Origin of the sequence: Myxococcus qinghaiensis (genome assembly GCF_024198215.1) — a bacterium.
GTDB lineage: Bacteria > Myxococcota > Myxococcia > Myxococcales > Myxococcaceae > Myxococcus > Myxococcus qinghaiensis.
The window spans coordinates 194,860-217,000 of sequence record NZ_JAKCFA010000012.1 but is presented as its reverse complement, the minus strand read 5'-3'; the positions used below and the strand labels follow the sequence as shown (position 1 = coordinate 217,000).

The window sequence follows — 22,141 nt, the reverse complement described above, 5'->3', positions numbered from 1 at the left end:
GAGGGCGGTGCATGGGCAAGGCGAAGGGTCTCAAGGACAAGCTGTACGGCGCGGCGGTGCTGAAGATGAGCTTCCGCCTGCGCGGGGATGAGGAGTCTCCCGCCTTCCGCTTCGTGTACCCCGGAGTCCTTCGGGACTTGGAAATCGAAGACGGGGCGGTGGAGAAGTACATCGAGGAGAATCGCGAGGCCGTCGAGAAGGCCGCCCGTGGTTCCACGCCCCCGATGGGGCCTCGTTAGAGTTCCCGTGAGCGGAGGGGAGCACCCGCTCCCCAGCCCACATGACGTCAGCCACCTCCACCATCGTCGCCCTGGCCACGGCTCCCACCGCTGGAGCCGTGGGAATCCTCCGGCTGTCCGGCCCCGCCGCGTTGGAGGTGGGGCGCCGCCTGGCGCCGGGTGTGCCCGTGGAGCCCACGCCTCGTCACGCGTACCTCGCGAGCTTCGTGGATGCACAGGGCCGCGCGCTGGATGAGGGCCTCTTCCTGTACTTCCGCGCGCCGGCGTCCTTCACGGGCGAGGACGTGGTGGAACTGCAGGCGCACGGGAGTCCGCGACTGCTCCAGTTGCTGCTGGCGCGCGCGCTGGAGGACGGTCTCGCGCGTCCCGCCGCGCCCGGTGAGTTCACCCGGCGCGCGTTCCTGAATGGCCGCATCGACCTGACGCGCGCGGAGGCCGTGGCGGACCTGGTGGCGGCCGACTCGGAGTCCGCCGTGCGCGCGGCGGCGGCGGGCCTGTCTGGTGCGCTCACCGAGCGGGTGCGCGCGTTGGAAGAGCCGCTGCGCTCGCTGCACGCGGACCTGGAGGGCGTGCTCAACTTCCCCGACGAGGCCGAGGGCGCCGACGAGAACTCGGAGGCGCGGGTCCAGGCGCTGCGGGCCCAGGCGGAGGCGCTGCTCTCCGAGGCGGGCCACGGCCGGCTGGTGCGTCGGGGCGCGCGCGTGGCGCTGTTCGGCCCCGTCAATGCGGGCAAGTCCACGCTGTTCAACCGGCTGGTGGGCGAGGCGCGAGCCTTGGTGGACGACGAGCCCGGCACGACGAGGGACGCGCTGGAGGCTCGTGTCGAGTGGAACGGCCTGGGTGTCACGCTGTTCGATACGGCGGGCCTGCGCGAGACGCCGGGGCGCGTGGAGGCGCTCGGCATTGCCCGGACGCGTGAGCTGCTGGCGGGCGTGGACCTGACGGTGCTCGTGCTGCCGCCTGGGACTTCGGAGGCCGACGCGGAGCGCTGGCGGGCCGAGGCGGGCGTGACGGACGTGCTGGTCGTCGACGGCAAGTGCGACGTGGCCGTGGGGTCGGAGGCGCCCGGCAGCGCGCCGCGTCCGCGTGTCAGTGGGCTCACGGGTGAAGGTGTTGACGCCCTGCGTGAGTCTCTCCTCTCACGGCTGTGGGGTGGCGGCACGCCCTCCGCGGTCGCCCTGGTGTCCGAGCGTCACGCCGATGCCCTGCGTCGCGCCGCAGAGGCACTGTCGCGCGCGGAGTCCGCGTCGCGCCTGTCCACCCTGGAAGTCGTCTCCGGTGAGGTCTCCCTGGCCTTGGAGGCCCTCGGCGAACTGTCCGGAACCTCCGCTTCCGAGGCGCTCATCGACGCAATCTTCCAGCGCTTCTGCATCGGAAAGTGACGTGTTCCGAGCAGTCCGGGGACGTGTCAGACCCCTTCCTAGAATGCCGCCCTCAACCGACGCACCTTCGGAGGCGCTGTGACGGAAGGCATCATCCACCTGGCGAACCACTCGATGCTCTCGGCCCTGCCCTCGGGCTGGGTGGGAGAAATCCTGGACGAGGAGTTCGTCGCTTCACCCAGGCTGACTCCCGCGCAGACCCGCGCCGCCTTCATGCTGGGAGTGGAGCTGGGCGAGCAGCTCGACCGCCGCCGGGGTGGCAGTGGCCGCTGGTGCTTCCTGCGCGCCCCCGAACTGCGGCTGGGCCACGACGTCCTCGTGCCGGACGTGGCCGGGTGGCGTCGAGACCGCGTCTCCTCCCCCATCGACCCGGACGTGCCCTTCCTCACCCTGGCGCCTGATTGGGTGTGCGAGGTGCTCGCGCCCTCCACCACCGCCCTGGACCGCACGCGCAAGCTGCCCCTCTACGCGCGCCACGGCGTCTCCCATGTCTGGCTGGTGGACCCGGCCGCGCGCACGCTGGAGACGTACCAGCGCGTCAAGCGAGGCTGGCTCCTCACCGGCTGCTACGAGTCCGACGCGCTGGTGCGCGCCGAGCCCTTCTCCTCCGCCCCCGTGGAACTCGAGTCGCTGTGGCTCAACGAGTCCTCGTTGGGAGGAGAGAGCTCGCTGCTGGCCGCGGTGCCCTGAGGCCCTTCAGCTGGCGCGGCGGAGAAACGTGGCATCGCCCGAGGGCGACACCATCCTGCGCACCGCACGCAGCAGGAGGTCGGGGTCCACCGGGGCGGCCAGGAAGCCCCGGGCTCCCACCGCCTGGGCGCGAGGCAGGTCCACCTCGGGCATCTTCCCCGCCACCACCACCTGTGCGGGGACCTTCCGGCCCAATGCCTCCAGCGACGGCAGCGGCGTCACCACCACCTGCGCCTCGCTCGAAGCCAGCAGCTCCTCGGTGCTCGCCACGCGGGAGCTGAGTCCCGCGGCCGCCAGCACCTTCACCAGCCCCGCCGCCGCGTCCACGCCCCAGCCGTACACCAGCACCTGGGCCATCGGCTCAGGACGGGCCGCCGTCAGCGTGGGCAGCTTCGAGCGCAACGGCGCACGCGGCGCGGGCACCTTCACCACGGGCTGGGGACGCGCCGCCTCCTCCTCCAGCGAGGACAACAGCGGCAGGCCCTCCTCGGGAGGCGCCTCCATGTTCGTCAGCTCCACCATGCTGGCGCCGAGCACCATGGTCATCTCCTCGTCCGCCTCGGGCAGGGAGAAGCTCTCCATTCCGGGCCGCCGGACGGCGACGTCCGTCTCGCCCCGGTACATGCGGCCGATGGCGCGGCGGATGGACGCATCCGTGGCCAGCTTCGCCACCACCCGCGCCCTCCCCGTCACGCTCTTCACCGCATCCAGCGACGCCAGGCTGCCCGGCGCGGCCATGGCCACCACCAGCGTGTCTCTGGGAGCGTGTCCTTCCAGCCGCAGGGGCACCACCCGGTGCGTCTCCGCCACCCGCTCCGGAATCAACCGCGCCAGCCCGCGCTCGGGCGGCTGGGACTCCAGGTCCACCGTCTGCATCCCCACCTGCTCCGCCAGCGCCGCCAACACCTGATCCGCCGAGCAGAAGCGTTGATCCACCACCACCTGCCCCAGTGGCACCCCCCACTTGCGCTGATACGCCAGCGCGGAGTGGAGCTGCAGCGCATCAATCACGCCGCGCGCCAGCAAGATGTCCCCCAGTCGCTTCTTCATGACCCGGCTCCTCCGGCCCCCCACTGCGGCCACTACCCTTGGGAACGCACTCGTCCCGGAAAATTGAAACAGTTCTACGCTCGCCCCGGCCGTCCTGGCTTCCTCGCCGGCGACAGACGGTTCCGCGTCCGCGACATCTGCAAGGCAGGGGCCCGGGGTGCCCGCCCACCGTGGCGCGTCGTCACGTCTCCTCCGGGAGACGGAGCGCGTCCAGCGGTGTGACGGCATGAAAAAGGGCCTGAAGGCGCGAAGCGCACCCTCAAGCCCGTGGATCCACGGCGTTCCCGCATCACGCCCCTGCGTCCATAAGACACGCAGGGACGCGGAAGGTCCGCGCTACCAGCGCGTCTCGGGCAGCGGCGTGTACAGCGCGCCACGCTGCTCGGGTGCGAAGACCCCCATCTTCACACCCAGGCCATGCACCACGCGCGTGGCCTCCACCAGCGGCGCCCAGGGCGTGGCGACCGACGTCGTCGCGGAGGTGTCCTCGCTGTTGTCGCCCGTCTCGCCCAGCGCGGCGGAGAGCACCTCGGCGGGGCTCTTCTTGCGCGGGTACTCTTCGACTCGCACCCGGGCATCCGCGGGGAGCTTGGCCGCTTCCTTGGCCAGCTCGAGCGCCTTCGCGTAGCCGCCCAGCGCGTCCACCAGGCCGTTCGCCAGCGCGTCCTCGCCCGTCCACACGCGGCCCTTGGCCAGCCCCTGCAGCTTCTCCAGCGGCAGCTTCCGGCTGCTCGCCGCGCGCGTGGTGAAGTCCGTGTAGATGCGGTCCAGCTCCGCGTCCACCCGCGCCTGCTGCTCCGGCGTGTAGTCCGCGTCCGAGCTGGCGAGCGTGGCGTTGCGTCCCATCGCCACGGTGTCGAAGTTGACGCCCAGCTTCTCCCAGAAGCCATTCGTCACGAACTTGCCCGTGTACACGCCGATGCTGCCCGTCAGCGTGCCGGGCTGGGCGACAATCTTGTCCGCCTCCATGGCGAAGTAGTACCCGCCGCTGGCCGCGTACGTGGCCATGGTGGCGATGACGGGCTTGCCCGCCTCGCGAGCGCGCTGCACCTCGCGGCGCACGGTGTCGCTGGCCACGTAGCTGCCGCCGGGGCTGTCCACGCGGAAGATGATGGCCTTCACCCGCGAGTCCTCCGCGGCCTTGCGCAGCGCCGTCGCGACGCTGTCTCCGCCCATCGCCTCCTCGCCGAACGGGCTGCCTCCGCTCTTGCCGCGCGCCACCGCGCCCACGCCGTACACCAGGGCAATCGTCTCCCCCGTCGTGTGTGGCCGGCCCGCGCGCTCCAGGTACTTCTTCACATACAGCAGCTCCGCGCCGTCGCCCGCCGCCTCCTTCTGCTCGGCGTAGACCTCGTCGCGGTAGCGCAGGCCGTTGAGCAGCTTGCCTTCCAGGGCCTCCGGCGCGAGCAGCGGCGCCCGGTCGATGAGCGCGCGCACTGCTTCCTCCGTCAGCCCGCGTCCCTCGGCGATGCCCTTCACCATCTGCCCGAAGAGGCTGCCCGCGAAGCGCTCGGTGGCCTCCAGGTGCGCCGGCGTGTAGCCCTGCTCGGTGTAGCTGTTGACCGCGTTCTTGAACTCGTAGCGCTTGTCGAACTGCGGCTTCACGCCGAGCTTCGCGAGCGCATCCCGGGCGAACGGCGTCTCGAACGCGAGGCCGATGACGTTCACCGCGCCGGACGGCTGCATGTAGATTTCATCGAAGGCCGACGCGAAGTAGTACGCGCCGGTGGCGTTGCCCTCCTCGCCGAAGGAGTCGGTGAAGGCGATGGCCTTCTTGCCCTTGGCCCGGAACGCCTTCACCGCGTCTCGCAGCTCCTGCGTCGTCGCGGGGCTGCCAGGGCTGGTGCCCACGCGCACCACCAGCGACTTCACCCGCGAGTCCTCTCCGGCCTTCTCCAGCGCATCCACCACGTCGCGCACCGTGAGCGGGTCCTCACCGAAGGCCCCGGCCAGCGAGTCTCCCGACACGTGCTCCGGCAGAGGCTGCGACAGGTCCATCTCCAGCACGAGGTTGGACGGCACACCCGGGCGGCTCGTGGAGGCCATCACGATGAGGGCGATGAGGCCGAACATGAAGAGGACGGACATCGCGCCAATGAAGGCGAGCGCGCCGATGAGAAATCGTTTCATCCGAAGAAGCTCCTGGTACCTGGGAGACGGGCCACGAATCCGGCACGCGGTCCTTACTACTTAACGGGCCAGGGTGCCGATGCTTGCATGTTCCCTCGGGCCTCCCCGCCGACCGAGCGACACTCCGGAGGGCGTTCCCGGCTCCCCGCCTGGGGACGGGGCGCTCGTCCCGGGCCGGCGCGCACGCCTGGCGCGAGTCAGGGCGCGAGGGACTCGGGCTCCCACTCCAGCACCACGGGGGGCCGTATCCCGAACGGGTGGAGGTGACAGTTGGCCGCGTTGATGAAGCGGGTGGGCACGTCTGGGAGCGCGTGCTCGCCTGGAGACTCGTGGATGTGGCCGAAGACGTGGAGGCGCGGGCGGACCTTCTGCACGCGAGCGAGCAGATCCGCGCAGCCCACGTGCGCGCCGAGGAACGTGCGGTCCCCGAGGCCCTTGGGTGGGCCGTGGGTGATGAGAATGTCCAGGCCCTCGGGGATGCGGTTCCAGTGGGTGAGGATGTCGGCGCCCCGGTCGCGGTTGAAGGCCATGCTTCCGAAGCGCGGCGTCACGGGCGAACCCCAGAGGCGCAGTCCGTGGATGAGCGCCTCCTCGTCGTTGAGGTAGTGCACGCCCGCTTCGTGCGCGAGCGTCCGGGTCAGCCCGGGCTCCTTCTCGCAGATGAAGTCGTGGTTGCCCGCGACGAACACCTTCTCGCGGGCCGGGCGGCTGCCGAACCAGGTGAGGAAGGACTCCAGCTCCGGCTGCTTTCCCCGGCGAGAGAAGTCACCCGCGTGGATGAGCACGTCACACGCGGGGACCTCCAGCTCCTCGTGCCGATTGTGGGTGTCGGAGATGAGCACCAGCCTCATACGAATCCCTTCGCTTCGGACGTGGCGGCCCGAGGCCGGGGACGGACGCTACACCGGTACGGCACTGACCCGCCGCGAAGGGAGGCACGAGGACCTCCCTCCGCGACACTTCACGCGGGAGTCAGTTCTTGAGCAGCTTGTTCAAGATGCTCTCGTGGGCTTGCAGCCGCCGCTCGGTGTCTTCCCGGTCGACGGTGAGTCGGGCGACCTTCCCGTTGACGTGGAACAGTCCCCGACGCAGCTCCGAGGTGTGCTCGCTCAACTTCGCGAGGGACTCGACGGCCTGCTCGAAGCCCGCGCGGACCACCTGGAGGTCGCGGGAGAACACGTCGACCTTCTCCTCGACGACCAGGAACCGACGGTCCGAGGCCTTCGACTTGTCTTCCAGCGTGTGGACCCTGCTGTCCAAGGCATCGACCTTGCTGTCCAGGGCATCCACCTTGCTGTCCAGAGCCTCCACCTTCTGGTCGAAGGTGTGGACCTTCGCGTCCAAGGTCTCCACCTTCTGGTCGAGCGCGGCCACATCCTGCTTGAGCGCACTCACATCGTGTTTCAGCTCACCGACGTCCTGCCTGAACGCCGTGACGTCATGCTTGAACGCCGCGACGTCCTGCTTGAACTCCGTAACCTCCCGTCGCAGCTCCCCTGCTTCGAGCGTGACCTCCCGGAACGCCTTCCGTCCGTCCCGGATGGCCTCCTTGAGCTCCATGTGACTTCGGTCGAGCGCATCCAGACGTACTCGCGTGCGCTCCAGGACCTTCGAGAGGTCGTTGATCGCCGCTTCCACTCCCCCACCGTCAAATCTCGCCATCCCGACTGCCTCCCTCCGAGCGGCCCCATGCCGCTTCCAAGGTTGAAGACACCCTACCAAACCAATCTGACACGGTGGCAACCAGACAAACAACCCGTGAGGTCGTCCCGGAAATCCAGACGAACCCGCGCGTCGAGGGGCCGAGGGGCGGGTCCGGGTGCTCCCTCCCCTGTCTCACGGCGGACGCCCGTCTGGAGGAAGTGCTGGCTTCCGGGATGGCGGATGCGCCGTACCGGGTTAGAAGCGCCGTGCACTTTCTGAAGACCCCCGCGAGGACCGCATGAAGCGTCGTACCCCGCTTTCCCTGTTGGCCCCCCTGATGCTGGTGGCCACCACTCCAGTCTGGGCCCAGGCCCCTGTCCCCTCCCCTTCCGCCACCCCCGCCGCGAAGGCCGCTCCCGCGAAGGCGGCCAAGGGCTCGGCGCTCGCTCCGGTGACGAGCGTGGAGGGCATCACCGAGTACCGCCTCGCCAATGGCATGCGCGTGCTGCTCTTCCCCGACCCGACCAAGCCCAACGTCACCGTGAACGTCACGTACTTCGTGGGCAGCAAGCACGAGGGCTACGGCGAGACGGGCATGGCCCACCTGCTCGAGCACCTGCTGTTCAAGGGCACGCCCACCACGAAGAACGTGCCCCAGGCGCTCACCGAGCGCGGCGCGCGTCCCAACGGCACCACGTGGCTGGACCGCACCAACTACTTCGAGACGCTGCCCGCCTCGGACGAGAACCTGCGCTGGGCGCTGTCCTTCGAAGCCGACCGCATGGTCAACAGCTTCATCGCCAAGAAGGACCTCGACAGCGAGATGACCGTCGTCCGCAACGAGTTCGAGTCCGGCGAGAACGACCCGGGCAGCATCCTCCAGGAGCGCGTCCTCAGCGCCGCGTACATCTGGCACAGCTACGGCAAGTCGACCATCGGCGCGCGCTCCGATTTGGAGAACGTGCCCATCGACCGGCTCCAGGCCTTCTACCGGAAGTACTACCGCCCCGATAACGCCATGCTGGTGGTGGCCGGCCGCTTCGACGAGGCGAAGGCGCTGAGCTACATCCAGTCCTCCTTCGGCAAGCTGAAGAAGCCCGCCACGCCCCTGCCCGCCACGTACACCGCCGAGCCCACCCAGGACGGTGAGCGCGAGGTGACGCTGCGCCGCGTGGGCGACAACACCCTGCTCGCCAGCGTGTACCACGTGCCCGAGGGCGCCCACCCCGACTTCGCCGCCATCGACGTGCTGACGCTCGCGATGGGCGACCACCCGTCCGGCCGTCTCTACAAGGCCCTGGTGGAGACGAAGAAGGCGTCGAACGCGTCCGCGTACAACTACCAGTTCCGCGACCCGGGCATCATCGGCTTCAGCGCGGACATGCGCGAGGACCAGCCCCTGGCCGCCGCGCGCGAGGCGCTGCTGAAGACGGTGGAGGATGCGGCGCGCACCCCCTTCACCGACGAGGAGGTCTCCCGCGCGAAGACGACGCTCCTGAAGATGATGGAGCTGACGCTGAACAACTCCGAGCGCGCCGCCATCGGCCTGTCCGAGTGGGCCGCCACTGGAGACTGGCGCCTGATGTTCCTGCACCGCGACCGCATCGAGGCGGTGAAGCCCGTGGACGTCACGCGCGTGGCGGCCACCTACCTCAAGGCCTCCAACCGCACGCTGGGCGCGTTCATCCCCACGGCGAAGCCGGAGCGCTCGGAGCTGCCGCCGCCGGTGGACATGGCGAAGATGATGGACGGCTACAAGGGCCGCGCCGCGGTGGCGCAGGGCGAGGCGTTCGACCCCTCCCCCGCCAACATCGAGGCGCGCGTGCAGCGCGGGGAGCTGCCGGGCGGCATGAAGTACGCCGTGCTGTCCAAGAAGACGCGCGGTGAGATGGTGAACGCGTCCCTGTCCTTCCACTGGGGCACGGAGGCGGCGCTGCGCGGGAAGGCCGACGCGGCGTCGTACGCGGGCCGCATGCTGATGCGCGGCACCAAGAAGCACACGCGGCAGCAAATCCAGGACGAGTTCGACAAGCTGAAGGCGCGCGTCGGCGTGGACGGTGGACTTGCCGGAGCGTCGGTGTCCATCGAGTGCCCGCGCGCGAGCCTGCCCAAGGTGCTGGCGCTGGTGGCGGAGATTCTTCGCGAGCCCTCCTTCGACGAGAAGGAGTTCACCCTGCTCAAGCAGGCGCGGCTGGCGGACCTGGAGTCGCAGCGCAGCGAGCCGGAGACGCAGGGCAGCATCGCCTTCTGGCGGACGCTGTCGGGCCACTACACGAAGGGCCACCCCTACTACGTGCCCACGCTCGACGAGCGCATCGCCGGCGCGAAGGACACCACGCTGGAGCAGGCCCGCGCCTTCCACAAGGCGTTCTACGGCGGCGCCAACGCGGAGCTGGCCGTGGTGGGTGACTTCGAGCCGAAGGACATCATCGCCGAGGCCGGCAAGCTGTTCGGCGACTGGAAGAGCCCGGCGCCCTACGAGCGCGTGCCGGAGGTCTTCAACGACGTGGGCCCCAAGGCCGTGGCCCTGGAGACGCCGGACAAGGCGAACGCGTACTTCTACGCGGGGCAGACGCTCAAGCTGCGCGAGGACGACAAGGACTGGCCGGCGCTGATGCTCGGCAACTTCGTGCTCGGTGGCGGCTTCCTCAACTCGCGGCTGGCCACGCGCATCCGCCAGAAGGACGGCCTGTCCTACGGCGTCGCCAGCAACATCGACCCCGGTGACTTGGACGCGGTGGGCACGTTCATCACCTACGCCATCTACGCGCCGGAGAACGCGAGCCGGCTCGAGACGGCGATGCGCGAGGAAGTGACGAGTGTGCTGCAGAAGGACTACTCGGCGGAGGAGCTGGAGAAGGCTCGCGCGGGTCTGCTGGAGTACCGGCAGGCGGCTCGGGCGCAGGACGGCAACCTGGCGCGCAAGCTCTCCAGCTACCTGTACCTGGGGCGCACCCTCACCTTCGACGCGGGTGTGGAGCAGCAGCTCTCCAAGCTCAAGCCGACCGACGTGCGCCAGGCCATGTCGCGACACCTGGACTGGACGAAGGTCACCCAGGTGAAGGCCGGTGACTTCGCCACCGCGGAGAAGAAGGCGAAGGCCCCCGTGCCGGCTCAGGCCGCGCCGTGACGCGGTGACGGCTCACCCTTCACCGGGTTGAGCACCCAGCCCCGAGGTGCCTGCGTGGCGCCTCGGGGCTTTTTCATGTCCACGCGCGCCGTGCTTCGCGTCGACTCCCCTGCCCTCTTGCTGGGCCGGCCGCTCAATGACTGACAGCGGCGTCCGCGGCGCGCGCGCGTGCCCGGTGGCCCAGGAAGCCAGACAGCCACGCCAGCACGGCCGCGGCCAACACCACACCGCCCATCGGCTTCGCGGTGTTGTCATTGAGCACGCTCACCGCCCAGGACGCGGAGGCCGCCGCGGTGAACTGGAGCGCGCCCAGCACCGCGGACGCGAGGCCCGCGTGCGCTGCATGCCGCTCCAGCGCGATGGCCGCCGAGTTGGGACCCACGAGGCCGAGCGTTGGCACGAAGAGGAACAGCGCTGCGGCAATCCCCCAGAAGCCCCCTACCCCACTCCAGGTGACGGCCATCACCCCCGCCGCCGTCAACACATACAGCGTCAATGCCAGACGCAGCAGCCGGTGCAGCGGGATGTGGCGCAGCAGCTTGCGATTGAGCTGCGCCAGCGCCACCAGCCCCACCGCGTTGGCGCCGAAGAACCAGCCGAAGTCCTGCTCCTTCACGCCGTGCAGCGTGATGAACACGAACGGCGCGCCCGCGATGTACGCGAACATCCCCGCGTACGCGAAGCCACCCGCGAGCGCCGGGCCCACGAAGTCCGCGTCCCGCAGCAGCTCGCCCAGGCGCGCGCGCATGCCCTTGGTCTTGGAGTGCTCGGGCGCCGTCTCCGGCAACACCCTCCACGTGGTGACCAGGGCCACCGCGCCAATGATGGCGAGCAAGATGAAGATGACCCGCCAGCTCGCGTGCTGGAGCACGAAGCCGCCCAGCAGCGGCGCGAGCACGGGCGCCACGCCCACCACGAGCATCAAGCGCGACATCGTCCGCGCCGCGTCGGCACCGGACCACAAGTCTCGCACCACCGCGCGCGGCGCCACCAACGCCACCGCGCCGCCCAGCGCCTGGAAGAAGCGCATCGCCACCAATGCCGTCGCCGTGGGCGCGAGCGCACAGCCGAGCGAGCCCAGCACATACACCGCCAGCCCCGCGTACAGCGGCCGCGTCCGTCCGTACCGGTCGATGAGCGGCCCGGTGAAGAGCTGCCCCAACGCCAGCCCCGCGAAACACGACGCGAGCGTGAGCTGGATGATGGACTGCGTCGACTGCAAGTCCTGCGCGATGCGTGGCAGCGCGGGCAGGTACATGTCGATGGACAGCGGCGCGAACGCGGTGAGCATCCCCAGCAGCAGCTCCAGCGACAACGTGCCCGACGGGGGCGACTTCTTCGTGAGGGCGTTCATGCCATCCCAGGCGTGAGGCGCGCACTGTTGCGCGCGCGAGTTCGTGCCGGACTCCAGATGCCGGGCAGACGCTCCCTCGGCGGGTCGCTCGCGAGCGGCGCGGTGGCGACTCCCTGGGAGGTGCTCCGGACTTTCATCATCGTGGACGCTGGATAGCGGCGCGGGCCCTGGCTGACCAGCACCACGAGGCGCCACGCAGCGTTCCACGCCGGGAACAATTGCCCACGTCCACGCCGAAGCACCTCCAAGCGGCCCACCGCCCGAAAGCCGGCATGTCAGACCCTCCGGTTATTCATATCCCCGTCGCGCACACGGGGGTGCAGGACCCTTCGGAGTCTCGAGCTCGAGTTTACCGTCGCGCCCTCACCGCCACGGTCCCAGGTCCGCCCTCCGTGTGTGCGACACCATGAAGTCAAAGCGCGCGAGGCGGCAGGGGCCCTCTCGCGCGCAAGGGGGAAGGGGCGCCGCGCGAAGGTGCGGCCCCGAGGTACCGGCGAAGCCTTCGGGCTCGCCCGACATTTTTGAATCGCCATCCACGCCGGAGGGAAAGCCCGTCGCACGGGACTGACCTTCCGGAGGATGGCCGGTGCGCGCGAGGCAGGCAGCCCTCAACCCCTCCCACTGCCCGCCTCGCGCGCTCCCGTAAACCTTCCCTTTGCTTGCCAAGGGGGCGCACCGGAGACATAGGGGACCTCACAGGTCGCGGCGCGCGGAGCCAGGGTGCTCGGTGCCTGACGGAGCGGGCCGCGTCAGGTCCCGAAGCCCTCCGGCGACCCTCGTGAGCGATGGGACTCCAGTACGACGTCATCGTGGTGGGCCTGGGCCATGCGGGCTGTGAGGCGGCGCTCGCCTGCGCTCGCCTGGGCCTGGCCACGCTCGGTATCACCCTCAAGCGCGAGCGCTCCGCGGTGATGAGCTGCAACCCCGCGGTGGGCGGCACCGCCAAGGGCCACCTGGTGCGGGAGTTGGACGCGCTCGGCGGACAGATGGGGCGCGTGGCGGACCTCGCCGGCACCCATTTCAAGACGCTCAACGCCTCCAAGGGCCCCGCCGTCCAGGCGACTCGCGTGCTGTGCGACCGCGAGCAGTACTCGGCCCTGATGCAGTCCGTCCTCTTCACCCAGCCGAACCTCACCGTGCTCGAGGGCGAGGTCTCCACGCTCGTCGTCGAGGACGCGCGCGTGACGGGTGTGCTGCTCGGAGACGGCACGCAGGTGTCCGCGTCGGCGGTGCTGCTCACCACGGGCACCTTCCTCCAGGCGCTGATGCACGTGGGGGAGAAGAAGGAGGTCGGCGGACGCCTCGGCGACGACGCGGCTCGCGGCCTGTCGGATTCGCTGCGCTCGCTCGGCTTCACGCTGGGCCGCTTCAAGACGGGGACACCGGCGCGGCTGGCGCGCGCGAGCATCGACTGGGACGCGGTGGAGCCGCAGCCCGGTGACTTCCCGCCGCGTCCGTTCTCCTGGCGCACTCGCGAGGAGTCGGCCCGCGGCGTGCCGTTCCCGCGTCAGCCCTCGGTGACGTGCGGCATGACGGCGACGACGCTCCAGACGCACCGCGTGCTGCGCGACAACCTGCACCGCTCGCCGCTGTACCAGGGGGAGATTGTCGGGCGTGGGCCGCGCTACTGCCCGTCGCTGGAGGACAAGGTGGTGCGCTTCGCGCAGCGCGAGCGGCATCAGGTCTTCCTGGAGCCCGAGGGGCCGGACTCGCCGCTGGTGTACCCGGCGGGCCTGTCCACCAGCCTGCCCGCGGACGTGCAGCTCGACTTCCTGCGCACCATCCCCGGACTGGAGCGGGTGGAGGTCGTCCGCTACGGCTACGCGGTGGAGTATGACTATTCGCCGCCCACGCAGCTCAAGCCCACGCTGGAGACGAAGGCCGTCGCGGGCCTGTTCTTCGCGGGGCAGCTCAATGGCACTTCCGGCTACGAGGAGGCCGCCTTCCAGGGCCTGTGGGCCGGGCTCAACGCGGGCCTCCAGGTGAAGGGTGAGCCGCCGCTGCTGCTCGGCCGCGACGAGGCGCATGGCGCGGTGCTGGTGGATGACCTGGTGACCAAGGGCGTGGATGAGCCGTTCCGCATGTTCACCAGTCGCTCCGAGCACCGGCTGCGATTGCGCGAGGGAAACGCGGACCTGCGGCTGGCGCGTCACGGGCACCGCGTGGGGCTGTTGCCGCGCGAGGCGCTGGAGCGGGCGGAGGCTCGGGGACGCGAGGTGGCCGGGGAGGTGGCGCGGCTGAAGCGCACGGGACTGGCGGCGCGACTGAAGCGGCCCGAAGTCACGTATGGGCAGTTGGGGGAGGGGAGGGCGGACTGGCCCGTGGTGGCGGAGGACGTGGCCGAGGAGGTGGAGGTGGAGGTGAAGTACGAGGGCTACATCGCCCAGGCGGCGCGAGCGGCGGCGCGCGAGTCGGAGGCGACGGACCGGTGGCGGATTCCGGAGGGCTTTCGCTTCACGGAGGTGCGGGGGCTGAGCAAGGAGGCGGCGGAGAAGCTCGGCGCGCACCGGCCTTCGACGGTGGGGCAGGCGCGGAGGATTCCAGGCCTGACGCCCACGGCCGTGTCGCTGTTGCTGGTGGCGCTCAAGCGCGTCTCGGGCCCCTCGGGCGGAGGCAATACCCCCCTGGAGTGATCAGAACAGGGGGTGTGGACAACGTGTGGACAACTTTGGGGATGAGAATCCCCTGAATGATTCCGGAGGGTTATGGGCCTCCGGGCTGTGGAGGTGCTGTGGATAACACGAGGTTCGTAGATCTGCTGGCATCCGGCTGCCAGGCGCTGGGCGTGTCGGTGGGCGAGGACGTGGGGCCCCGATTGCAGCGGCTGATGGCGGAGCTGCTGAAGTGGAACGCGAAGGTGAACCTCACGGCGATTACGGCGCCGGAGGAGGTGCTGGAGAAGCACTTCCTGGACTCGCTCGCGGTGCTGCCGGAGGTGACGGGCGCGGCGTCGTTGTTGGATTTGGGCGCGGGTGCGGGCTTCCCGGGACTGCCGTTGAAGATTGCGTTGCCGGCGCTCGGCGTGACGTTGGTGGACACGGTGGGCAAGAAGGTCGCGTTCATCAAGGCCGCGTCCGCGAGCCTCGGGTTGCAGGGCGTGCGCGGGTTGCACGCGCGCGCGGAGGGGACGCCTGAGACGGAAGGGATTCCACGTGCGGAGCTGTTGATTGCGCGCGCGTTCATGGACCTGCCGGACTGGCTGGCGTTGGCGCCGGCATATGTGGAGCAGGGCGGTCGCGTGGTGGCGATGCTCGGCAAGTCGCAGTCGGACGCGGAGCTGGCGGCGCGCGCCGAGGAGCGACAGCTGCGAGTGGTCTCCGCGAGGGCGTACCGGTTGCCGTTCTCCGGCGCCGAGCGACAGGTCGCCGTGTTCGCGAAGCAGTAGGGCAGGGGAGGGCGGGCTCGCGCGCGCACCGTGGAGGTGCGCGCGTGGCGCCATGCGGACAACTGCCATCCAGTATCAGTTGTGGACGTGGCGTGGGAGTGAGGGGCAGGCATGCGAGGAGGGGCCGCGTTAGCTTCAATCCGGAGGTGCCTCGCATGCAGCCGATTCCGACGGACCGGCCGGTGGTCTGGGGTGACGACGAGCCCCATGAAGCGGAAGTCGCGGCGGCCCGAACGTCCCGCGCCGACTTCGAGCAACGCTGGGGACCTCCGCACTTCCGAGACGTGGAAGGTGACGGACTCGGACCCACTGACTACTGGGGTTGGCGCGCGGACTGCGGCTTCCAGTTCTTCGTCTTCTATTTGAAGGTCACCGACGACTTCCATGTCATGACCTCGGAGGAGGAACTGAGCCATGCGCTCGCGCATCTCGACTGGTGGCGCGACGAGGTGGTGTGGCGGGCCAACCCTGGAGCACCTCCGCTGACGGATGGCTGGGCGGTGTACCGGCAGGATGACACGGGGCATCGCCATGATGTCTGTGTGATGACGAGCCGAGGACATGCGGAGTGCCTGGCGCGTCGGATGGAGGCTCGGGCGCACAAGCAGTGGTACGCGGTGGAGTCGCGTGGAGCTCCGCCCGTGAGGCAGCCCCGTCCTCGTCGGGGGTGGGCGGTGATTCGACAGGACGAGCACGGCAACCGGGCGGAGGTGGCCGTGTTCCCGAACGAGAGGCATGCGCGGGAGCTCGCCGCCGCGTACGAGTCCGAGCCTCGGCACAAACAGGCGTACTTCGTGGAGCCCGTGTCTCCGCTGAATGCCTGAGGTGACGGCCCACGGCGCTGACGCGTTGGCCTTCTGCCATTGCCTTGCCGTGTGTGAACACGCGCGCCGGGGATGGCGCGATGCTTCCGCGACTTCATCGTGCACCGAGCGCTGCTCGTCACTGAGCGCGCACGCGTCACGACCGTGAGACGCGCGAGCCTTCTCCGGGTTCGTTCGTGGTGAGGACGGACCTGGGATGGACATGTGCAAGCTGCGAGTCGCTCGACCGACGCGAAGCCTGGCGACAGTGGTGCGGTTCTATCGAGAGGGGCTTGGCTTCGAGCTCGTGGGAGGCTTCGAGGACCATGCGGGCTTCGACGGGGTGATGCTCGGCCAGGTGGGGACGCCGTACCATCTGGAGTTCACGGTGGAGCGCGGACACGAGGCACCTCGCGCCCCTTCGCCGGAACACCTGCTGGTCTTCTACGTGCCGCGGCGCGCGGAGTGGGAATCGCGAGTGAAGCGCATGGTGCAAGCGGGCTTCCAACCGGTGCGCTCACACAACCCTTACTGGGACGTGCACGGAAAGACCTTCGAGGACCCCGACGGATATCGCGTCGTGCTCTACCAGGGAGAGTGGACGCGCTGAGCTGTGCGCCGTGGGAGTCAATCCAGGTCGCGCAGGAGCGCGTCGCGGTCCGCGATGAGCTTCTTCGAGTTGAGGTGCTTGCGAATCACTCGCGCCGCCTCCTCGCGGACCGCTGTGTCACTGAGTCGAGCGAGCCACTGCGTGCGCAGCGCTTCGAGCTGTTGTCGCTGGGGCAGCGGGGTCGATGCGAACCATTGCTCCAGCTCGAGGATGACGTTGGGACGGGGCGGTCGAACCGGAGGCTCCGCGACGAAGTCGGAGGGCTTCGGCGTGTAGCGGAGCGAGGCCAGTTCATCGGAGAGCGGACCCCATGATTCGGCGAGTCCGCGCAGACTGATTCGGACCATGTCGAGCGGTGTTTCCAGGCGCGGGTCGGAAAGAAGCCCCCAGTCGACGAGTCGTTGCTTCACTGCTTCGCGTCCGTGGACTTCGTCATGCACTTCCTCGCCCAGGCGGGCGGTGCCCCAGACGTTGAATTGATGGTTGTGGTTGAAGATGGCGCTCTCGACATGGGCATCGCCGAAGACGCAGGTGCCCAGAGGTTCGTCTTCTCCGAACAGGCGGCGGACTCGAAGGTCCCCGAGGATGACGAGGTACTCGGAGGTGTAGACCGTGTGCGCGATGAGGTTGCCGCGCACGAAGACGAGTCCGCCCGGGTTTTCGAACCAGCCATCGACGACCAGGTCGCCGTCGATGAACGTCGAGCCTCGGCTGTTCTCCAATTTGAGTGACGAGACGCGACCGCCTGCAAACAGCCCGGCACCGCTGCTGCCGAAACCGTCGGAGAGGACGAGGGGGTCCACATCCATGCCGTTGCCGGCGCTTCGTTGCCGGAAGGCCGCGTAGGGACGGAGCACCTCGGCGGATTCTTCGGGGGACAACCAGCGTTTGAGCGGGAGCACGGAGTGACCTTCGGACGGTGATGGAGGTTCGTGTGTCGTCGCGAACGTTGCCTGCGATGTGGCGTGGGCACGAAGCCCGTCGTCGTGCGGCCATGCACCATCCCAAGGGTTCGAGCGTCACGGTCGCCGGGCTGTGATTCGACCTGCCATTCGCGCGGAAGCCGGCTCGGTATGGGGGCAGGGGAGGGCAGGTTGCTGGGTGGACTGGAGGGCTGGCGGTTTCTTCGTGGGAGTGAGGGAGAGGACTGGAGGCTGCATCGCTTCGGAACGGAGTCGGGGCGAGAGCACTCGCTTGATGGGTTGCTCACTCGACCTGCGAGGGACCCAGGGGTGGACCTGGCTGCTCGCGGGGCTGGAGGTGGCGGATGGGTCGAGCTTTGGGACCAGACGCTGACTCTGTTGCGTGAAGTCGGGTGGCCATTCAACACGCGGGAGTTTTCGGTGCGCGCGGCGCGGCGTTTCGCGGCGACTGGTGTCGAAGCGCGCGTGTGACGTGACGACCGTTCGCGGCGAATGCGGTGTCGAATCCGCAGGGACTTGAGCGCTCTTGTCCGCAGGAGGCCCCGCGTTCGAAAGGCTCCTGGTTGAAGAGGTTCACGAACGCGGAGCGGTCTGCTCGGTTCCCAGCTCCGCGTAGGACCGCGTGCCGGAGACTGGTGGGCAGAGTCGGTCACGAGGTTGGAGGAGGAGCATGCCTGCGGGCTCCGTCCTGCACGGCTGTCATGACTTGATGCGAGCTTCCAGGCAGGTGCACGTGAGGTCCGTTGCGTATGCGGAGGTCCGAGCCCTGGCTGAAGCTCGTTCCACGTGGAACAGGGCCGGCGTGGTGCCATTTTTCCGGGGGCCCCGACCGCGAAGTTCGAAGTCGTCGTCGTGAGGTGAGGGCTTCGAGACCGGACCCTGTTCGAACGCGCGCGAGAGGTTGTCGCTCTTGGGCATGGAGCCGGGACCTTCGAGTTCGCGACGTGAACTCCCTGGTGCGTGAAGCGCGGGCCGAAAGGCCGTTCAACATGCGCACCCCAGAGACTTGAGCCCCTGGTGCGGACTCCATGTGCTCCAGCACATGTGCCGGGTCCGTATTCATCCGCACTCAGATGGTTCGTGGTGGGAACTGGGACTCCGTTGCGAGGTCCGCGTGCGCCGGGTGGTCTTGGTTGTGAGGCCCGAGCTTCGGTCCAGGTGCTTAGGCACGAGCGATGGAGGCTGAGGGCTCGCGGCGACGGGAGTTGGAGCGAGCCTTCGATGCGACCGCCGACCTGGTCAGGTCTGGGCGAAACGGGGGCACTCGCGGTTGCCCGAGGATGTGAACGCACCAGTTCGTGTGGCCACCGGATGTCCGTTCGCGTGAGGGTTCCTCGCGCTTCTCGGTCGCGGACTTCGATGAAGAGCGTGGATGGGGCAGGGGAGCGGATGCCGTCCTCCACTTTCGGCCGTCTCCACATGCGCGAGCGATGGAGGCCACGAGCCATCCAGTCCTTTGGGTCAGTTTTCTGAAGGGAGCCTGCGCCAGTGATGCCGAGCACGAGCCCGTTCGGCGGCGCGAAGCGCGGGTGCGCCGACTTCACGAGGTGCCGCGGACTGCGTGGGTCGGCGAAGTGAAGAGGCCCTTGGGTTGGTAGGGGAGGGGGACGTGCTCGTCCTCGTCCTTGGGGAATGGAGTGAGGTCTGGCTGCGGTGCCGGCGTCACATCGGTTTCCTGAAGCAGCGCCTTGGGTGGCGCGCCGACCATGAAGACTCGCGTGAGGTTGAGTCCCTGAACGGAGACGAGTGCAGGGGGTGGGGCGGCGCGTTGGCTCTTCTTGAGAGGTCGCCGACCCGTGGTGCTCGTGGTGCCCCGTTCAGCCGTGTGCCCGGCATGAGTGTTCGCGCCGGCTGCTTCACGTGGACGAAGTCGCGCAGTCGCGGTGGCATCGGGTGGGGGCCATCCACATCCGTGCCCCCAAGGTTCACGGCTCCCGATGCCGCGTCGTCCTTGTTCCGCGGGGTCACCGAGAAACTCCTTCACGGTGCCAGTGCGCATCGACTCGCGTGAAGGTCGAGCCACCTGGCGCTGCCGCGCGCCATGTTCCACATGGAACGGCGAAGGGGAGGGATGAGCACCCGGTGTTGGCCTCGCGGGGTCGGAGTCGCTTCGCGGCACCGCTCATGCCGATTTGGGTGAAGCCTCAGCCGTCCGGAGATGCCGTGCGCCGTGTTCCACGTGGAACGGCGACGAGGCTGGGCGAACCTTCGTGGAGTCCGCACCTGTTCGATGAAGCCGCTTCGCGTTGCCGTGCATGTCGACTCGCGAGAAGCCTCAGCCATCCGGCGATGCCGCGTGTCGTGTTCCACGTGGAACGGGAAGAGACGCGGATGAGCGCCGTGTTGGCCGTACGTGGATGAAGAGGCCGGCGCGCAGCTCCTTGCCGGGACACCTCACGTGAGACCTCGACCCGCTTGAGATGCCGTGCGCCGTGTTCCACGTGGAACGAAGAGGGGGCGCGGATGGGCGCCGGGGTCGGGCCGCACGTGGTTGAGCAGGTCGCTGAGAAGTTCGTGCGCATGCGCATGCCGGACAACTCGCTTGAAGGTCCGGTCAGCCAGCGATGCCGTGTTCCACGTGGAACGAGGAGCAGCTCGATGCGGGCCGTGTGCTGGACTCATGTGGTTGAGGAGCACGCCGAGAAGTTGGTTCGCGTGCCCAGGCCGACACCTCGCTTGAAGGTTGGGTCAGCCAGCGATGCCGTGTTCCACGTGGAACGAGGAGCGGCATGGATGAGCACCGCGTGCTCGCCTCACCTGGTTGAAGAGGTCGCCGCGAAGGTCTCTTTCAACGTGCCCGCGCGGGGCAGTTCGTGGCCGTCCACCGATGCCGTGCGCGGTGTTCCACGTGGAACGAGAAGCGACCTGGAGGCGTGCGCGTTGCCATCCTCTCTTTGCTTGATGAGGTGGCTGAGAAGGCGCTGCGTGGTGGCGGTGACTGATGGTTCGCGGCGCATGCCATGAGCGGTGTTCCACGTGGAACGCGTTCGACGATGAGTCGGTGATGCGTGGAGAAGCGAGGCCACGGTGCGCGACCTGACGACGCGATGACTTCTTCGCGAGCACGTGCGCTTGCGCGCATCCGTGTTCCACGTGGAACGCACCTGGCTTCATGTCGAGATGACCGAACGCCGTCACCTCCTCAGCGAACGACCAAGGCTGGCATCCGGGTGCTCACGAGAAGTCCAACACCACCACGTGTTGTCGCGAAGCGAGGCGCTGGTGGAGACGCTCGCGGGTGCGTGACGTGTGGCCGTGTTCCACGTGGAACGAGGTGGCGCGGAACTGGAGGGAAGCGCCAGTCATCGGTGTCGACCAGGGCCTCGTGGATGCGTGTTCGTGTTCCACGTGGAACAGCGAAGAGGCAGCGCGCGACACGTGGTGCGGCCTCGCCGAAAAGTGGTGAGCGAGTGCGCCACGAAGTCCGCACCTGGCGCCATGCATGAGGTGGAGGGACTTGGAGGCGACGCGAATCGTGTTCCACGTGGAACGCGAAAGCGGTCAGCGCGAGCGGCCGAAATCTGGGCGGACTCGATGCCGTGTTCCACGTGGAACGAGGTGGTGCGTGAACGGGTTCGAAAGAGCCGCGGTGGCAGCGTGCTTCATGCCCGCGTGGTCCACGTGGAACGCCGAAGCAGTTCAGGCGGAGCCGTGAACCATGGGCCAGTAGTTCACCAGCGTGGTGGTGGACCGTGGTTGGTGAAGCTCAGGGACGCTGCCTCAGGTGATGGCGATGCGCGCGGTTGATGCGGCGTGAGTCGTGTTCCACGTGGAACGCGAAAGCGGTCGAACGGTGGTGGGTTGAGCGTTGGTGTCGTGGTCCACGTGGAACGCGGAAGCGACCCGCGTGGTGATGACCGCGACTTCTTCACGGCCTCATCGATGCGGTGCTGAGGACCGTTGAACAGGTTCTTCACGTGACGGCCCTCGCGGTGGCTTGAGGGCTTCGCGTGCCGTGTTCCACGTGGAGCGCGGTCACGAGCAGGAAGAACTGGGACGCATCCGCGAAGACAGCGGGCCATACGATTCGGTCCGATGTCGCGGACCCGCAGATGCGTGGCGCGTGGTGGTCGTGCGCGAGTTCGCCTGGCCTGACGGACGTTGTTCAGTCATCTGGGGGCTACGTAGAACGCCGTGATGGCGTGCGCCGGTGCGGTCCTCAGGTGTGCAGAAGAAGCGCGCTTCAGCAGGTGCCGTGTTCCACGTGGAACGGGTGTTGTGGTCGATGGGTTCGGACCTCAGGCATGGCGCGAACACGGTGGTCTGCTTCGGCACGTGTTGCCGCCGCGTTCTTGGACCGCATCGGCACGCGTTGTCGCCGCCGTGCACCTGGACCGAACCTGCGTTCGTGGCTTCCACCGCGTTCTTGGACCGCATCTGCATGCGTGGCCGCCATCGTGTTCCTAGGCCGCATCTGTAAGCGTGGCCGCCACCACGTGCCTGGGCTGCATCTGCATGAGCGGCTGCCACCACGTTCCTGGGCCGCATCCGCATGCGTTGCCGCCACCGCGCTCCTGGGTCGCATCCGCGGACGTCGCGGCCGTCGTGTTCCTGGGGCGCACCGGCACGCGTCGTCGCCGCTGGGCTCACTTGGACCGTTGGCTGATGCGCGCGCCTGGGTGGCGATGAGTCTGCGCCGCCTTTCGCGCGGAGCGGGTGGAGTGACCGGCTGGAGTCCTGATGGTGGAGATGCGGACTCAAGGGGCGCAGTCCCGCACCCGGTTCGACATGGACCGCGCGTTGGGTCGGTCGGTCCTCGGATGTGGTGGTGACGCCGTGCGCTCCTGCGCGCCAGCGCCGG

The 22,141-nt window shown here is 68.8% G+C and carries 14 protein-coding genes; 8 read left to right on the top strand and 6 right to left on the bottom strand.

Features of this window, described 5'->3' with window-relative positions:
• Window positions 1–11 precede the first annotated feature (11 nt).
• The 3 genes from LZ199_RS23640 (at window position 12) to LZ199_RS23630 (ending at window position 2,311) form a co-directional block, all read left to right on the top strand.
• Complete coding sequence (locus LZ199_RS23640) at window positions 12–239, top strand: hypothetical protein (RefSeq protein WP_141648817.1); 228 nt, start codon at window positions 12–14, stop codon at window positions 237–239.
• 41 nt (window positions 240–280) lie between these two features.
• On the top strand, window positions 281–1,621 hold the full coding sequence (mnmE, locus tag LZ199_RS23635; RefSeq protein WP_253996001.1) for a tRNA uridine-5-carboxymethylaminomethyl(34) synthesis GTPase MnmE: 1,341 nt from the start codon (window positions 281–283) through the stop codon (window positions 1,619–1,621).
• Between the two features lie 78 nt (window positions 1,622–1,699).
• Window positions 1,700–2,311, top strand: coding sequence for a Uma2 family endonuclease (locus LZ199_RS23630; RefSeq protein WP_253996000.1), 612 nt, complete (start codon window positions 1,700–1,702; stop codon window positions 2,309–2,311).
• A 6-nt stretch (window positions 2,312–2,317) separates the two neighbouring features.
• On the opposite strand, the gene LZ199_RS23625 is transcribed toward LZ199_RS23630, so the two are convergent.
• The 4 genes from LZ199_RS23625 to LZ199_RS23610 all read right to left on the bottom strand — a co-directional run bounded on the left by LZ199_RS23625 (window position 2,318) and on the right by LZ199_RS23610 (window position 7,153).
• The gene (locus tag LZ199_RS23625) at window positions 2,318–3,361 is read right to left on the bottom strand and encodes a GspE/PulE/PilB domain-containing protein (RefSeq protein WP_267145155.1); all 1,044 of its coding nucleotides are present in this window, start codon (window positions 3,359–3,361) and stop codon (window positions 2,318–2,320) included.
• 336 nt (window positions 3,362–3,697) lie between these two features.
• A complete protein-coding gene (sppA, locus tag LZ199_RS23620; protein WP_253995999.1) occupies window positions 3,698–5,491 on the bottom strand; it encodes a signal peptide peptidase SppA in 1,794 nt (597 codons plus the stop codon).
• 197 nt (window positions 5,492–5,688) lie between these two features.
• Window positions 5,689–6,342 carry a metallophosphatase domain-containing protein gene (locus LZ199_RS23615; RefSeq protein ID WP_253995998.1) on the bottom strand — a complete coding sequence of 218 codons (654 nt, stop codon included), beginning with the start codon at window positions 6,340–6,342 and terminating at the stop codon, window positions 5,689–5,691.
• A 121-nt stretch (window positions 6,343–6,463) separates the two neighbouring features.
• The gene (locus LZ199_RS23610; RefSeq protein ID WP_253995997.1) at window positions 6,464–7,153 is read right to left on the bottom strand and encodes a hypothetical protein; all 690 of its coding nucleotides are present in this window, start codon (window positions 7,151–7,153) and stop codon (window positions 6,464–6,466) included.
• 280 nt (window positions 7,154–7,433) lie between these two features.
• On the opposite strand from LZ199_RS23610, the gene LZ199_RS23605 reads away from it, so the two are divergent.
• Window positions 7,434–10,265 carry a M16 family metallopeptidase gene (locus LZ199_RS23605; RefSeq protein ID WP_253995996.1) on the top strand — a complete coding sequence of 944 codons (2,832 nt, stop codon included), beginning with the start codon at window positions 7,434–7,436 and terminating at the stop codon, window positions 10,263–10,265.
• A 133-nt stretch (window positions 10,266–10,398) separates the two neighbouring features.
• On the opposite strand, the gene LZ199_RS23600 is transcribed toward LZ199_RS23605, so the two are convergent.
• Window positions 10,399–11,619: a multidrug effflux MFS transporter gene (locus tag LZ199_RS23600; protein ID WP_253995995.1), complete on the bottom strand. Its 1,221-nt coding sequence runs from the start codon at window positions 11,617–11,619 to the stop codon at window positions 10,399–10,401.
• Between the two features lie 785 nt (window positions 11,620–12,404).
• Here LZ199_RS23600 and mnmG point away from each other — a divergent pair.
• The 4 genes from mnmG to LZ199_RS23580 all read left to right on the top strand — a co-directional run bounded on the left by mnmG (window position 12,405) and on the right by LZ199_RS23580 (window position 16,417).
• On the top strand, window positions 12,405–14,252 hold the full coding sequence (mnmG, locus tag LZ199_RS23595) for a tRNA uridine-5-carboxymethylaminomethyl(34) synthesis enzyme MnmG (RefSeq protein WP_253995994.1): 1,848 nt from the start codon (window positions 12,405–12,407) through the stop codon (window positions 14,250–14,252).
• A gap of 98 nt (window positions 14,253–14,350) precedes the next feature.
• Window positions 14,351–15,004: a 16S rRNA (guanine(527)-N(7))-methyltransferase RsmG gene (gene rsmG, locus LZ199_RS23590; protein ID WP_253995993.1), complete on the top strand. Its 654-nt coding sequence runs from the start codon at window positions 14,351–14,353 to the stop codon at window positions 15,002–15,004.
• A gap of 155 nt (window positions 15,005–15,159) precedes the next feature.
• Window positions 15,160–15,828, top strand: coding sequence for a hypothetical protein (locus LZ199_RS23585; RefSeq protein WP_253995992.1), 669 nt, complete (start codon window positions 15,160–15,162; stop codon window positions 15,826–15,828).
• 202 nt (window positions 15,829–16,030) lie between these two features.
• Window positions 16,031–16,417 carry a VOC family protein gene (locus LZ199_RS23580; protein WP_253995991.1) on the top strand — a complete coding sequence of 129 codons (387 nt, stop codon included), beginning with the start codon at window positions 16,031–16,033 and terminating at the stop codon, window positions 16,415–16,417.
• A gap of 17 nt (window positions 16,418–16,434) precedes the next feature.
• On the opposite strand, the gene LZ199_RS23575 is transcribed toward LZ199_RS23580, so the two are convergent.
• Complete coding sequence (locus tag LZ199_RS23575) at window positions 16,435–17,319, bottom strand: hypothetical protein (protein ID WP_253995990.1); 885 nt, start codon at window positions 17,317–17,319, stop codon at window positions 16,435–16,437.
• Window positions 17,320–22,141: the final 4,822 nt, after the last annotated feature.